The organism is Microcoleus sp. Aus8_D2 (assembly GCF_036702665.1).
Taxonomy (GTDB): Bacteria; Cyanobacteriota; Cyanobacteriia; order Cyanobacteriales; family Microcoleaceae; genus Microcoleus.
Map to the genome: position 1 here is coordinate 407,800 of NZ_JAUBUN010000001.1, position 15,409 is coordinate 423,208.

A 15,409-nucleotide genomic window follows, 5' to 3' on the forward strand; every position below is an offset into this window, starting at 1 on the left:
GATTAAAATCCGCTTTTCTAACAACGAAGAAAGTTGGTTCGTAGTAAGGACTTTAGTCCTTCTTGATTAAAATCCGCAACTTAAATAGAACATTATTAAATTTTTGAATACCCCAACTTGTGAAAATCCTCTGCAAGCGAAGCAAGAAATTGGGAGGCGAGAGTTTGGGCTGTGTTTCCGGCGAATGCAAATAGCGATAGTGCAGAAATACATCTCGGTAAGGAATCTCAACATCTTCGCCCGCAGACAATCGAGTAAATTGTGTCGCCGAAATGCTCATGTAATGCAAATAAGTCAATCGCCGTCCTTTGTCGTATAAAACATAATCTATCACATCAAATTGAGAAGACCAATGATTGCCCGTTACCCGTGCAGGTTGATGGTAAGCAAAGTTATAAAAAGAGATGCTGCTGCGGGCGACTAAATAGTTAAATAAAGGTTGGTCTGTTCCCCGCAAAGACAAAATTTCCGCTTCTCCTGAAGTCAATTTATCTAAAACTTCGGCTGAGTTATTTCGATTTAAAATATTTTTTCTCGAAGCAAACCAACCCGCACAAAAAACCCGAGATTCCACTCTTTCAACCTCAAAAACTTCGGCGAATTTTTCGGCAGATAAATCAAAGACATAATTGAGGTCAGATTTGTATTGAAAATCGTTAGCTACCCAATCAAATTCATCAAGTTTTTGATAGATATAATCCAGAGAACCCATTAACAGAGTGTCCGCATCAAAATAGACAAATTTGTCAAAAGGGCCATGAAAACAGCAGAATTTTCGGTGCATTCCCAAACAGTGAACTTGCGCCCAACCTTTGGCTTGCCAAGTTTTTTGAGCTTTTTGGTGAGATGTCCAAGCTTGAGTCGCGAAGTCTTCCCAAAATTGGATGGAATCGATATTTTCAAATAGAGTAACATTGGTTCGCGAGGCAATTTCTACTCGAACTTTTTGCAAGTTATCATCATAGGGAATGATGCAAACAGGAATATTTTTCGCCCCGTTGACTTCGAGACTGTTTAATAAAGCGACTAAGTGGTCAAAAACCACATCATTTCCCAGAATATAAATACCATCAGTCATATCTTATTTAAAAAAAGATCTCGTAGGGTGTGTTGGGCGCTTCCCAAGAATCTCAGCCCGATAGAATATAGATATAGCGCCCAACGCACCCATTCATCGCGTCAGGTGCGTTGGGCGCTTCCGTATTATCTCGCATCATATCAAATATCAAAACAGCGTCCAACACACCTTACAAATATCCCGTAGCCCAACGCACCAATCATCTCGTCAGGTGCGTTGGGCGCTTCCGCATTATCTCGCATCATATCAAATATTAAAGCAGCGCCCAACACACCCTACAAATATCGGAATAATCTTTGCATTAAATTAGGTTTTGGTTCATCCAAATAACGATAATGTTGCCAAAGTTTCCAATAAGGACTACCCGATTTAATTGGTATCCCCGCCCAGTGAACATATTTTAACCTTTTACCTTTGTCGTAAAGCACATAATCAATTTCTTCAAACTGTGTAGAACCAGCCCAGCTTCCAGGTTCTGTCGCTGAATTTTTAACAAGATTCCAGCGCTTATCAATTAACTTAAGAATCATATAATTTAGTATAGGTTGGTCGGTGACATTTTGAGTAAAGTCAAAATATTCTCGATGCTGCGAACATTCCCGCAAAATTTCATACATTTGTGATTCTGTAATCGTGCCTTTTCGGGAAGCCCAAAAACCGCTGTTGAATACATCTTGTAGCTGTGAGTCAGTAAAGATATTTTGTTCTTTGACAATGGGTGAAAATACATTTCGCAGTTTTTCGCTGAGGTGATGATAGTCGCAGCAAAAAAAGTCTACTTCTGAGAGTTTGTTGAGGTTGGCTGCGATGTCTTCAAAGACGATGATGTCGGTATCGATGTACAGAAATTCGTCGAGGGGCCCAAACCAGGCGCAAAGTTTGCGCATTTTGTTGGGAAGGGCTAAAAAGTTGCGATCGAATATTTGGCTAATTTCCCTGGTAAACTGTTCCACAAACCCCAGATTTGGGAACACTTGCACCCCGTAGAGGCTGCTGAGTGCGGCCGCGACTTGCAGGTAATTGTCGTCAAACGGAATCAAAAAAACGGGTACTTGACAATTGTACAGGCGTATGCTGGCGATCAGGGCGATCGCACTTTCCATCACCTTATCATTAGCAACAATATAAATACCGCGACTCATAAATTTATCCTCAACCTTCTCAACACTCTTTCTAGCAAACTCCGCGAAGAAATATCAGCATAAGATTTCGGCGGTTGCGTAAAAACCGGCCGCTTTTGAGGTTCCCGCAAATAGCGGTAGTACAGAAACAAATCTCGATAGGGAAACTCAATATTTTCCCCAGCACAAACCCTGCGAATTAAATCCGGCTGCACCCCAATATAATGAATGTAAGTCAGGCGATTTCCCTTATCGTACAAAATGTTATCTCTGTTTTGAAAATGTGGGGAAGTAACACTGCACCCAGTTTTAGAATCATCTGGAAGACTGCGAGCAAAATTATAGCTATTAATTCTAGTCTTCATCACCATATAATTGAGTAAAGGCTGTTCTCCCGCACCGGAATAAAGGATTTCTGCATCTCCAGATTTGAGTTCAGCTACAAGCCAGTCTCTAGTATTGTGGTTAAATAATCCTTGCTTGCTACCGTAAAAACCCGAACAAAATATTTCCGAATCTATCCGATTTTGCTCAAAAAGTTCAAGTAGTTTTGGCGACTGAATGTTGTATACTTTAGTTGGGTCGCGAAATTGAAAATCGTAAACCACAAAATCAGATTTTTCTAACTGCTGAAAAACCGCATTAAGGGAATTCATCACCAAAGTGTCGGCATCCAGATAGATAAACTTGGCAAACGGGCCGTCGAAAGCGCAAAAGCGGCGGTGCGCGCCGTAGAGCCGGGATTTTTTGCGGTTCAAACGCTCAGGTGCGGCTGCTTGCATGAATTCGTCCCATCGCTGAATCGAAGCTATATCTTCATAAATAAACACGTTGGGACGGTTAACAATTTCAGCTTGAATTTGCTGTATTTGGTCGTCGAAAGGATAAATGCAGACGGGAGTATTTGAGCCTAAGATAATTTCGATGCTGTTGAGCAAGGCAATTAGCTGATCGCAAACTGTATCGTTGGCTAGCGTGCAAATTCCATTCATATTGAGTGGATTAGTTATGTATAATTGGCGCTCTGGTTGTAGCGGATTTTACGAACCATCCATGTTTGAAACTAAGTATCTCGCAAACCTGTCCCCGCCCTGCTTTTGTCCTGCCACTGGACTTGATATTAGCGATAAATTAGCGAGGCAGAGCCTCTAAATATTGGTTCCCAGGCAGAGCCTGGGAACCAGTTAGCAGTTAATATCAATGACTAATTAAAACACGATCGTCCAACCTTCTCGTTGTGCTTGCTGCTGAGTGTACGACACGCCGTCCACTTTCAGCCCTTGTTTGTTCAACAGGGTAATCAAGCCACCTTTTTTACTCAGTTGCACGTTTGGCGGCAAGGTAACGGCTAGAGAAGCACCAGCAGCAACCGTACCGGAAAGGGTATGCTTATTTTTTAACTTATCTGCGATCGCCCATCCAGTTAGATCGATCGCATCCGGTGAAGTATTCAGCAGCGTTACGGTTTCCTTTCCAGCATCTTCACCCACAGGACTTACTAACGCCGCCACAATTCTGACAATATAGTCAGGTGGTAGAACTTTACCTGGCTCGACTTTGACAGGAGGTTTACCGGGAATTGGTAAGGGTGTAGTGTCGATGGGTTCTCCCACATCATCCTCAGAGTGCCAAGTTTGCGATTGAAACTTCAGGAAAATACCTATCCAGCGGTTTTCTGACGGGAAGTGTACCAACATTCCACCGTCTTGCCAAACGCCGTTATCCTTAGCAAACTTGCCGGCATTCCCCTGATTCATGTGGATGTCGTGAATGCCGTTACCGGGCAAAAAACCAAAGATTTTGTCTTTGATGCTTTCGGGCCCGAATCTCTCGCCAAAAGCATAGATATGCGCTAATTCATCCGACATTGCCCGCTGGACGTATTTGTCGATTTTTTCGTTTAAGTCATTGTCCGAACCCGGTACATCGAAGGGTATGGGTATCATTTTAGTGCGATCGAACAAATTGCCGCGAATAAAGTCAAGTGCCAAACCACCGGGCTTTCTCTCCAACTCCTTAAATCCCAAAGGCAAATCTGGCAAATCTGCCAAAAGGGGATGAGAGAAATTTTCATCAATCAAATACTCTAATTCCGACGGTTCCACCTGCGATTTGACATTGATAGCAATTCGGTAGTCTGTATCTTCCGAAACCAAGTGAACTTGGTAATGGGCATTAGAAGTAATCGCCAACCGCCGTCCCACAGGACGACCTTTTAAAACACCGTAATTTTTTAAAGGCATAAGTTTTGACTCGGTACTTGAGAATATATAGAATAAGTTATAGGGCGATCGCACTGGCAGGTCAAGCCACCCCTTCACCCCGTCACCCCCTATTGCCGGAAATAACAACGGTTCGTAGTGAGGACTTTAGTCCTTCTCTGATTGATGCGGACTAAAGTCCTCACTACGAACCAGATTTTTCACTTTTTCCTAAGATACAAAATTAGACAGCCAATTAAGCAGATTTAATTCATGGAGAATGATTTGTCTCGCTTCAGCAATTTTCGCCCTTGCTTCCTGCCAACAATCCGGCGTAGCAATCACCTCTTTAATAAATTCTACTCCCTTCTCATCCAAACTGGGAAGCCGCAAAAAACTTCCCGCCGGCAACAACTTATCCGCCGCCCCACCGCCGTAATAAATCGGCAAATTCCAAGCTAACAAAGCATCCCAAAGTTTCTCGCTGACATACCAATCATTATCTGCATAATTTTCAATAGCCAAATTGTAATAATAAGGTGCGACAGCGTGCCATTTATTGTTAACCGTACCGTTTCCCTGGGCCCAAGTTGGCAAATTTCGCCCGTAAAGGTCAAAATCTAATTCTGCTTCTTGCAGCAATTTGATAAAATCTAATCTGCGCCGATGATTGGCTGTGCGACTAACGCCCGAAGTTATCCAACAACAAGATTTAGTTTTCGGCGGTGGCGGCATTTCGTTCAATTCTCGAAATGAGTTAGAGTGATACCAAATCGCGGGCATATAATCGGGTTTTGGTGCGAAGTCGTCCGGCCCGGAAACGTAACCGCAATAAAGTTTTGCTTGTTCGTAGTTGGCTTTGGTAATCTCAATTACTTCTGCTAAAGGCGGTTCTCTAATTAGGTATATAATGCGTTCCTTGGGAACGTTGCGAAATTGGTCTCGAATGTCATTTTCTGGTTTTGGATGCTTGTAATGGCGTATTTTATCGAGCCAGGACTGCTGTTTCGGCTGTCGGGGAAAGTCGAATTGATACATGAGTAGAAAATCTGGTTCTGGATGGTTGGCGAGCATTTGAATATTGCCCCATTTCCCGAAGTTGTGAGGGGTTTGTTGCCATAGCCAATCGCTTTGGTTCATGCCTGGATAGGTGGTGATCGTACCGATGATTTTTGGAGTCATAATTAGTAGTATGTAGGGTGCGTCAGCTTGGGTTATTTTCGGAATAATTGATAATTTAAGAGCTGACGCACCCTACAGTTAATGGTGCGTCAGTTTTGATAATTTAAGAGCTGACGCACCCTACAGTTAATGGTGCGTCAGTTTTGATAATTTTATCAATTGTCTGTCGCCTGCGGACTGACGCACCCTACCAATGACTCATCCACATAGCTCAAAATTTTCTCAATTCTATTTTCCCACGAAAACTGCTTGACAAAATTCAATGTTTCTGGATAACCTTCACTCCTCCTCGGATATTTTGCTAAACTATCTCGAATGCTTTCGGCGAACTTGTGCGGGTTATCCGGTTCGCACCAAATTGCTGCTATATTTCCCGATTTAAATTCCATCAAAGATGCAATCTCCGTCGCAACGATCGCACTACCCGACGCCATATAATCAAAGAACTTCAATGGAGACGTGAATGTCGCGGCCTCCGTCAGACAGTGAGGGTGAGCTAAAACATCCGCTGCTTGTAGCAAGCTGGCTAGTTGATTTTGAGGCTGGTAGCCGAGAAAATTGATGTTGTTGACCTGCTTGTCTGCGGCTAACTGCTGGTATGCTGTTACTTGCGATGAGTCACCACCGGCGATCGCAAATTGAACATCCGGCAACTCCCGCGCCACATCCACCAGCATATCCACACCTTTAAACGGGTAAAGCCCGCCCGCATACACGGCTAAATGCTTTCTGCCATTTAGCAATAATTGCTGTCGCCAATTCTCGGATGCTGCTGTTTGTCTCGCGAGAAACAACTGATTAAAACCATTGTGCAGCATAATAACTTTTTCCGCTGGCATCCCATTCTCAATCATGGTATCTCGCACAGTATCAGCAACAGTTACAGCAATTTGAAATAGAGGATTGCGAACGATTTCCGGCTCAAATTTCTTATCTTCATGGTGGTGTTGTTCGTAGATAGCGGGAATTCCGTTTTTAATAGCAGCTTTGACAAAGTTCCAGTCGCGGCTGTGGACAATTTTAGTCGATTTCAACAGGTGAATTGGTAAATAGTATTTTGAAACTATGGTACTCGCACTCGTCCATTTGCTGTCCCAAAAATCGATCGGCCACGGTACAGGTAAATCTGCTACTTTTAACTTATCTTGAATATTATAAATCTTGGCAAATTGATCGTCCGGTTTTCGCGGTCGAAAAGGAACCAGTAAATCAACCGGATTCAAAGCACTCCAGCCTTTGCGGAGGTATACCAAAACTACTGGATAACCGAGATTTGCGGCGGCATTGGCAGAGTGGGCAACTTGAACTAAGCTGGCTACATTGGGTTGTGGTAAGACATTTCTGGTAAAAAATACATAATATTTAGACATATATAGCCTTTCTCAGAAAGATGAGGTACTTGACGGGCATGGGCATAGGGCTATGGGCATAGGGCATAGGGCATAGGGCATAGGGCATAGGGCTATGGGCATAGGGCTATGGGCATAGGGCATAGGGCATAGGGCATAGGGCTATGGGCATAGGGCATAGGGCTATGGGCATAGGGCATAGGGCTATGGGCTATGGGCATAGGGCATAGGGCATAGGACATACCTCACTTTTTTGAGAACCGCTATATTTTAACTAATTTTCTACTTGTTAACACTCTGACGTTTAATGGTATTTTCTATAAATTCTAAAGTCTTAAAAATATTAGCAGCCGAGTGATACGATTCTCTGATTAACTCATCTCTTTCTTCGGGAGAATCTACCATTTCATCTACTAGCAATTTCAGGTAAGCTATCATTGGAGTCAGGCGAGTGCGAATTTCGTAAGAACCTCTAATTAATGCTTCATCGCGGGCAGTTTCTTCGGCAAATTGCATGGCATACAATCGAGTGTAGTAACCTCCTTTGGCGAGCAATTCTTCGTGGGAACCAATTTCTACTACTTCCCCGCGATCGATCACGGCGATTTTGTCGGCTTTTTGGACTGTGGAGAGGCGGTGGGCGATGACTAAGGTTGTGCGATCGCAACTCAGTTTCTCGATCGCCGATTGCACGTATCTTTCCGAAACCGTATCCAGCGAACTCGTTGCCTCGTCTAAAATTAAGATTTCCGGGTTTTGCAGCAAAGCTCTAGCGATCGAAATTCTCTGACGCTGCCCTCCCGATAATATCACACCGCGATCGCCAATTTGAGTATCCAACCCCTCCGACAACCGTTCAATAAACTCATAAGCATTCGCCCCCTGCGCCGCTTCCACAATTTCAGCCTCCGTCGCATCGGGTCTAGCGTAAGAAATATTTTCGCGCACCGAAGCATTAAACAAAAACGTATCTTGGCTAACAATACCCATCGCCTTTCTGAGACTTTTCAGATCAAATTCGCGCAAATCCCTACCATCAATCGAGATACTACCTTCTGTAGGATCGTAAAATCTCGGCAGTAAATCTGCCAAAGTTGACTTCCCAGAACCTGAAGTTCCTACCAAAGCCAAAGTAGTACCGTAAGGTAGAAATAAATCAATTCCTTGAAGAACTAAATTTTTGTGATTCGGATAACTAAAAGATATTTTCTTAAAACGAATTCCCAATCGCAAATGAGTGTACGGCACAGAACCGTTCAGCATAAACGGCTTGTCATCGCAGCTCAAAAAATCATTAACCACTTCTACGCTAGCTGACGTATTAGCAAATTGACTGCGCCCGCTATTCAACTGAGATATCAAAGGGATTAGCCTAAAAAGTACCAATAAATAGGTCAGCAAAACAGTTGAAATAGATTCAATCTCATTAGCAAATATTGTGCGACCGATAAATACAATCAAAATTATCACGATCAAATTAACAACTTCGTTAATTGGGGCAATCGCCGCATAATTTACCTGAGCCTGAAAATCCGCGTGTTCTCGCCTTTGAATTAAATGCTTAATCCGCTGATACTCCCTTTCTTCATTCCCCGTTGACTTAACTAGCCGAATCCCAGTCATGGTTTCCAGCACCCTCACCGAATAATCTTTCGACATTTCAGAAAGCACGAGACCAAAATGCTTAGAACGGTTAATAATATATTGATTTGTGCAAGCAACCAATCCCAACAAAAGTGTAGATGTCAACGTCAACTTCCACGATATAGAAAGCAGCAAACCCAGAAACACCAAAACAGTGACTGAGGTAGTAAACATTCCGATTGCCGTACCAACTGCACTCGCAGTCCGGCCAATCTCTCCGCCCAATCTATTAATTAAATCCCCGACTTTAGTTTTAGAATAAAAATCTAAATCTACTTCTAACAACAACTGCAAACCTGCTTCTCGCAAATCAAAAGTCAGAGAGCGCGTCAGAGAAGTGGCGACTAAAGTATTAATATAACTAGCAACATTTTTTAATATAATTGTCATAACAATTGCCCCGGTCATCAACATTAAACGCTGATTTTCCGGCATTCCCTCAAAGGGATACATCAAACTTTTAATGAGAGGTGGAGCGCCGCGCAGCTCGATAGCTTCCCCCAAAAAAATTAAGAGCACTGGTACAATCAGAGTAGTGCTGATACCGCTGAATAAAGCCCCAGAAAAGCCCAGCATCACAGTTAACAAAATCCTGCCCGGATATCGTCTGGCAAATTTTAGGAGTAGCTTATTGGCAGACATGAAGCATTCCCAGCTAAACAGTACGGCATCTCAAAATATTCTTTAAATTACAGCCAGTTTTACTTCCTCGATTCAGTTGCTTGAATGTCACCTATAGCTACCTGCAATTATATCTGAAAGTATCGGTGCCATTGCTTGAATACTATATTTTTTCACGCATCTTTCCCGAGCTTTCATTCCTTGCAAATTGGCGGCTGTAAAATTTTGAAATATCCATTTAATTTTTTGGGAAATTTGATCGGGAGAACTAGGTTCGACTAAATAACCTGTTCCGCCTAAAATTGCTGGAATATCTCCCACGCGCGTAGACAAAACAGGCTTAGCCATTGCCATGCCATCTGTCAGCTTGAGCGGAAACTGAGCCACAGCCGTCAGAGTGTCTCGCTGAGGAACAACGACAACGTGAGCAGCCGCTACAACTTCCGGCATTGTTTCCACAGGAAATTTTGGCAGTTTCACAACCCAACGACCCCATCGTTCCATAAGTCTATCATCATAATCATCATAAGGACTTCCGCCGACGATCGCTAATTTTAAATCGGGCTCATTTAACTGTTCGAGGGCCATCAAAACATCCTCAACACCTTTGTGAGCTCGCGGCGCACCTGGAAACATGAGAACTCTATAGTCGGACAAGCCGTAACGCTCTCTGCTCAATTCAGGATTGTATTTAGCAGGGTCGAACATTTCAGTATCCTTCCCATTAGGCAAATATACACCACCAAAACGCTGTTTGAGAAACTCAGTATCGACGGTGACAGCATCAGCGCGGCCAACTAAACTTTCCATCCACTGGATGTACAGCGGATGATCCGGTTCTCGCAACTGACCATTTTGTTTGAAAATATCTCGATAAAGTTGCTTAAAAGAAGGGCGATATTTCCATTCGTCGCCGCCGAACCAGCTAAGTTCCCAGTCATCAATATCTAAAATGACAGGACGGCGAGTATCGAGTTTTTTGAGCAGCGATAAACCAAAACTTGTAGGCTTAGGTTTCACTGCATAAATAATATCCCCATCGATTTTTTTCAATAATTTTTGAACATCCATCAAAAACCCCGGATAGTTTTTTCCCGGAATCGCACATACCGGGATGCCTGTCGGAGGAATAGCATACAATTCCTTACCAAACTGAAAGCCGACAACTTCTACATCACATTTAAGCTCGATCAGGACTTGAGCTAGGAGAAAAGCACGAATTGCACCTCCTCCAGACAAATCGCTCACCACTAATGAAACTTTCACTTGGTAAATTTATTTTGCAAAAAGTTGCTTTATTTTCCTGCTTAACCGAGCTTTTGTCAAGGGTAGCAAAGCAAAAAATATTTTTTTTAGGGAAATCCTCGGATCTTTTAAGGCTAAAATATCTTTGATTTCTTGTCTTAATGTAGTTGCTTCTAATGAGGTTCGGAAATAAAGCTGCGGATGAATTAAGGAAAGCTGAAATATGTTAGTTCGATCTGCCTCTTTTTGCAAGAGTGGATTCGTTGTTAAATATTCAACCTTGGCAAATACAAGTATATTCTGGGCGTAGTACCATTTAACTCGTTCGTTTTGCCATATTTTATTTCTCACGCAGTCAATCGCTACATATCCTTGCTCTTGAAATAGTTTCGCCCAATAGTCTGGCCACTGTTCGTTAACGTGATTTGTTCCCCCTTGAAATGGTACGGCTGCAGAGAATAAAATCACTGGGCCAAGCTTCACTAAAGACTCGATAAATACCTGGGCGCACTCAGAGGGTAAGTGTTCTGCCACTTCTAGAGAAACAACTAAATCAAATTGTTGTTCAATCGGCAAAGCCTGGGTTAAATCTAATGTTAAAAAGTTGGCATCGGGGATTTCTAGCATTGTTTGGTCAACCCAATCGCCGTCAATTCCCAATATATCTTCGACTCCGAATTCTTGGAATGCTGACAGCCAAGTCCCCGTCCCACAACCGACATCAATTACTCGCTTTGGCTGCACGAATTCCCAAATAATCGGGATAATTTGTTTGGCTGATTCGTGGGAGGTTTTTTGTAAGTATTGATATAGTTCTTTGGTATAATGTTGCACGGTATCTAGAGCGATCCTATTTATCTTTTGTGATTTTTAACCGCAGAGGGCGCAGAGGGCGCAGAGAGATAAGAGAGAGAGAATGTGTGTGTGCGATCTTCGCAAATTTGGCAGCGGTTGGTATAATAATCAAGTTTATTTTAAGCGCCAGGGATTGTTAATTTGATTTGGTAAAAATATTTTAGCTGTGCGATCGACTATTCGAGTAAAGAGCGATCGCGTGACGTTCTTGGCGTACTGAGGGCGGTAGGGATAAGTGCAGTGCATGACCTTGATCGGTTTGTCGATCGCATAAACATCTTTCCACTTATCCAAGTAGTTGTAAACAGGGGACAAAGTTGTCATTTTTGGTTTCACAGATTCAACGGCAGCAGCAAAAGCACCCTGGTCTTTCAACAGTAACACATTTTGATGCGCAACTACTATCTCGAAATATTTCTTAAATTCTGCGAACAATTCCTGATTTTTAGTGCTTTTCGTAAAAGCCATAAATCCGCCATTGTATTGAATGCTATTTTCGTTTAGCGGTAATCCCACAGACTGCAAAGTTGACAGAATATCTTGCTTGACTCTTAATAAATTTGCCGCTTTAGCAATCGCAGGCTGCACGTCTTCCGTCACTAACAAATCCACCGCGTCAAGATAGTCGAAAACCTCATCTATTGGCGACAGCAAACAAATATCGCAATCCATATAAATAGTCTTCTCAAACAGAGATTCCCCGTACAAAGCCAGCTTAGCTTGTCGCGACGCTAAAACAGGATTTTTGTGAGAGGGTGCAGGCTGCAATGTGACATTTCCAAACACTTGAAGTAAAGGATATAAAAATCGAGGCACTCTATCGATTAAAATAATAATTTGTTCCCGGTGAAACTTCCTGACAGACGCCAGAAAATGAACGCAATCTTGGAAAGAGTAAAGACCTGTTAAAATAGTGATAAATCCCTGGGTTTCTAATTTATTTGAATTCATTGACTTAATACCATTTTTCAAGATTATTGCTGCAATCCTCAATTTTATACTAACTATTAAAAGATTGGAGTAGGGAAACGGCATGGCCGTGTCCGGCGCGGGAAGTGAGGACACGACCATGCCGTTTCCCTACTGTATCAATATTTTTCAGAATTTATAACTCAGTCCACTCCGCAAAGCTCGATGTTTTTTGTTAAGTGTAAGGTGCGCATTGCGCACCCGGAGCAATCACTGTTTTTGTTGGGGTTAAGGTGCGCCATAAGCACCCTACATACTAAGCGTGATGGCGTTTTTGGTGCCACTGCCAAGCATGGGATATAATATCCTTAATGTCGGGATATTCTGGAGACCAACCCAAGGTTTCGATCGCCTTTTTGCTGCTGCCAACCAAAGCAGGCGGGTCTCCCGGACGCCGATCGCACTCCACGGCCTTAATCTCTTTTCCCGTCACTTGGCGGGCTGTTTCTATCACCTCTTTTACCGAAAATCCGCCGCCGTTCCCCAAATTAAAGAAATCAGATTTGCCGTCATTTAGCAAATATTCCAGTCCCAAAATGTGAGCCGAGGCCAAATCGTTAACGTGAATGTAATCGCGAATGCAAGTACCGTCAGGAGTATCGTAATCGGTGCCGAAAATTGCGATCGAATCTCGTTTCCCCAAAGCAGCCAACAACACCAGCGGGATCAGGTGAGTTTCGGGATTGTGATCTTCTCCTAACAACCCGCTCGGATCGGCTCCCGCAGCGTTAAAATAGCGGAAACAAACAGACTTAAAATTGTAAGCAGTGTCAAAATCTGATAAAATACGTTCTACCATTAATTTAGTAGCACCGTAGGGATTGATCGGATTTTGCGGGTGATTTTCTGCGATCGGAATTTCCTCAGGTACGCCGTAACTCGCGCAAGTAGAAGAAAACACAAATTTCTTGATTCCAGCAGCGATCGTCGCTTCCAAAAGCGTAATCGTGCCGATGACGTTGTTGCGGTAATATTTAGCGGGATCGGTAACAGATTCGCCCACGTAAGCGTAAGCAGAAAAGTGCATTACTGCTGCAATGTTGTGCGTAGCGAACAGGTTGTCGAGCAAAGTGCGATCGTTGGTATCGCCAACTATCAACTCTACCTGCAAAACCTGCTCTACTATATCTCGGTGCCCGTAAACTAAATTATCCAAAATCACCACGCCGTAACCGGCGTTTTTCAGTGCTAAGACGGCGTGGGAGCCAATATATCCAGCTCCACCAGTCACCAAAATTGTGGGTTTTTCTGTACTCATTTTATTGTGGGTTGTTTTGTAACTGGGACTGTCGATGAGATTGCAATACGGTTGGGTTAAGCCTGTTTATTCCCCGGAGATCCCCCTCGCATACCCCCTACTCCCCCGGATAGTCGGGGGACTTTGAGAATTCTGTTCCCGATTTTTAATCGCTGTGAGAATTCTCAAAGTCCCCCGATTTTTAAGAGGGCTTTGAGAATTCTGTTGTCCCCCGATTTTTAAGAGGGCTTTGAGAATTCTGTTCCCGATTTTTAAGGGGGGCTTTGACAATTCTATTGTCCCACCCCCTACTCCCCTTGGTTCGGGGGGTTAGGGGGGATCGGCCTTAACTGCAACTGTCGATTATCTTGTGAATTTACCAGATCAATCGATCAACTTGAGGCGACCAATTTGGATATAATCAAATATCCGATTGATTTGATGTCGATCCTCCTCTGAAAGTTTATCATCTGACAGGATAGCAGAAGTCAAAACTAAATGTTCCCGGCGAGCGATTTTGCCAGACGCGACAATCCGATCGACCATTTGAGAAATTGTTAAGTTGGATTTGTTTTGAGATGTTCGCATTTATTCGATCGCATTTATGTCAGAATATTTAAAGCTGCTGGGAGTTCTCGACCTGAAAATCGTCCGTACCAGACCGCAAAGCAATTTGTGGAACAGCAGAAATAATGTATCAGAGTTTTACTCCCAAAGATAGATGCGCTGATTTGTGAATTCTGCATTCTGCCTTCGGAACACGCTCACAATATTTTAATTCTATAAGATTTTTTCGAGAGAGGCTGTTTTCTATGCAGGTGTATCGGATTCCGGTACTGTCCGACAATTACATTTTCTTGCTGCACGACCCCGATCGCCATACAGCAGCAGTGGTCGATCCAGCGCAAGCAGAACCGGTCTTGCAGCAAGTGCGATCGCTCGGAGCCGAATTAACAGCAATTTTCAACACGCACCACCACAGCGACCACGTAGGGGGCAACCAGCAACTGATCGATCGCTTTCCCCAAATTACAGTTTACGGCGGCGCCGAAGACCGAGGCAGAATTCCGGGACAGCAAGTATTTTTGCAAGGGGGCGATCGTGTTGAATTTGGCGATCGAACCGCCGAAATTTTCTTCGTACCCGGCCACACAAAAGCCCACATAGCCTACTATTTCCCGCCCAGGAACCCAGGGGAAACCGGCGAATTGTTCTGTGGGGACACTTTATTTGCTGGAGGCTGTGGCAGACTCAAAGAAGGCACTCCCGCCCAAATGCTAGCTTCCCTCGAACAATTGCGAAACTTGCCCGACAATACCAGAGTTTGGTGCGCCCACGAATACACGCTGACAAACTTGCAATTTGCCATTAGCGTAGATCCCGACAATCCTGAGTTACAGCAGCGCTTGGCAGCAGTTAAAGAAGCTCGCAGCCGATCGCAACCGACAATACCATCATCGATCGGTATTGAGAAAAGCACAAACCCATTTTTGCGCTGGGATTTTCCCAACCTGCAATCAGCGGCAAACACCCGCGATCCAGTGCAAACCTTCGCTCGATTGCGCGGCATGAAAGACCGATTTTGACAAGTAGCAGCGTCGGCGCCAAAATTTGCGATCGGGTTTATTTAAAGCAATTGGGTTTTTAGTTACCTGCGCGCAAGTCGCAGTGGCTTGCACGCAGATAACCAGCAACAGCCACCTATCGTATATATAGAGAAACATTTAAAAATGATGAGATCGATCGCTTCCCTCATTTGCCACAGCCCGAAAATTGCCTGTGCTGAATCTGGCAACTGGTTAAGACGTGGAACTCTGGTATAAAATAAATTGTCGAGATATTGAAATTCCAGCAGGACGCTCGACATCTCTCTGAGGTTTGAATTGTCAGCCTGCTTGCATTAAAAG

General features: G+C 43.6%; 13 protein-coding genes. 1 reads left to right on the forward strand and 12 read right to left on the reverse strand.

The window, feature by feature from the left end:
• Window positions 1-52 precede the first annotated feature (52 nt).
• The 12 genes from QUB64_RS01720 to QUB64_RS01775 all read right to left on the reverse strand — a co-directional run bounded on the left by QUB64_RS01720 (window position 53) and on the right by QUB64_RS01775 (window position 14,090).
• Complete coding sequence (locus QUB64_RS01720; RefSeq protein WP_333273927.1) at window positions 53-1,078, reverse strand: Npun_R2821/Npun_R2822 family protein; 1,026 nt, start codon at window positions 1,076-1,078, stop codon at window positions 53-55.
• Window positions 1,079-1,353: 275 nt separating this feature from the next.
• Window positions 1,354-2,220, reverse strand: coding sequence for an Npun_R2821/Npun_R2822 family protein (locus tag QUB64_RS01725; RefSeq protein WP_333273924.1), 867 nt, complete (start codon window positions 2,218-2,220; stop codon window positions 1,354-1,356).
• Window positions 2,217-3,191, reverse strand: a complete 975-nt coding sequence (locus QUB64_RS01730) for an Npun_R2821/Npun_R2822 family protein (RefSeq protein ID WP_333273921.1) — start codon at window positions 3,189-3,191, stop codon at window positions 2,217-2,219. The genes QUB64_RS01725 and QUB64_RS01730 overlap by 4 nt, the downstream gene beginning before the upstream one ends.
• A gap of 216 nt (window positions 3,192-3,407) precedes the next feature.
• Window positions 3,408-4,442 carry a DUF2278 family protein gene (locus QUB64_RS01735; RefSeq protein ID WP_333273918.1) on the reverse strand — a complete coding sequence of 345 codons (1,035 nt, stop codon included), beginning with the start codon at window positions 4,440-4,442 and terminating at the stop codon, window positions 3,408-3,410.
• Between the two features lie 189 nt (window positions 4,443-4,631).
• A complete protein-coding gene (locus tag QUB64_RS01740; protein WP_333273915.1) occupies window positions 4,632-5,582 on the reverse strand; it encodes a glycosyltransferase family 10 domain-containing protein in 951 nt (316 codons plus the stop codon).
• A 155-nt stretch (window positions 5,583-5,737) separates the two neighbouring features.
• Window positions 5,738-6,952, reverse strand: coding sequence for a glycosyltransferase family 4 protein (locus QUB64_RS01745; RefSeq protein WP_333273910.1), 1,215 nt, complete (start codon window positions 6,950-6,952; stop codon window positions 5,738-5,740).
• A 261-nt stretch (window positions 6,953-7,213) separates the two neighbouring features.
• A complete protein-coding gene (locus QUB64_RS01750) occupies window positions 7,214-9,217 on the reverse strand; it encodes an ABC transporter ATP-binding protein (protein ID WP_333273907.1) in 2,004 nt (667 codons plus the stop codon).
• An 87-nt stretch (window positions 9,218-9,304) separates the two neighbouring features.
• Window positions 9,305-10,462, reverse strand: a complete 1,158-nt coding sequence (locus QUB64_RS01755; RefSeq protein ID WP_333273905.1) for a glycosyltransferase family 4 protein — start codon at window positions 10,460-10,462, stop codon at window positions 9,305-9,307.
• A gap of 9 nt (window positions 10,463-10,471) precedes the next feature.
• Entirely contained in the window at window positions 10,472-11,275 is an 804-nt protein-coding gene (locus QUB64_RS01760) for a class I SAM-dependent methyltransferase (protein ID WP_333273903.1), read from the reverse strand.
• 135 nt (window positions 11,276-11,410) lie between these two features.
• The gene (locus tag QUB64_RS01765) at window positions 11,411-12,247 is read right to left on the reverse strand and encodes a hypothetical protein (protein WP_333273900.1); all 837 of its coding nucleotides are present in this window, start codon (window positions 12,245-12,247) and stop codon (window positions 11,411-11,413) included.
• A 274-nt stretch (window positions 12,248-12,521) separates the two neighbouring features.
• Complete coding sequence (gene galE / locus QUB64_RS01770) at window positions 12,522-13,523, reverse strand: UDP-glucose 4-epimerase GalE (protein WP_333273898.1); 1,002 nt, start codon at window positions 13,521-13,523, stop codon at window positions 12,522-12,524.
• 363 nt (window positions 13,524-13,886) lie between these two features.
• On the reverse strand, window positions 13,887-14,090 hold the full coding sequence (locus QUB64_RS01775; RefSeq protein WP_333273894.1) for a hypothetical protein: 204 nt from the start codon (window positions 14,088-14,090) through the stop codon (window positions 13,887-13,889).
• A gap of 224 nt (window positions 14,091-14,314) precedes the next feature.
• Between QUB64_RS01775 and gloB the strand changes: the two genes are divergently transcribed.
• Complete coding sequence (gene gloB / locus QUB64_RS01780) at window positions 14,315-15,088, forward strand: hydroxyacylglutathione hydrolase (protein WP_333273892.1); 774 nt, start codon at window positions 14,315-14,317, stop codon at window positions 15,086-15,088.
• Window positions 15,089-15,409 lie beyond the last annotated feature (321 nt).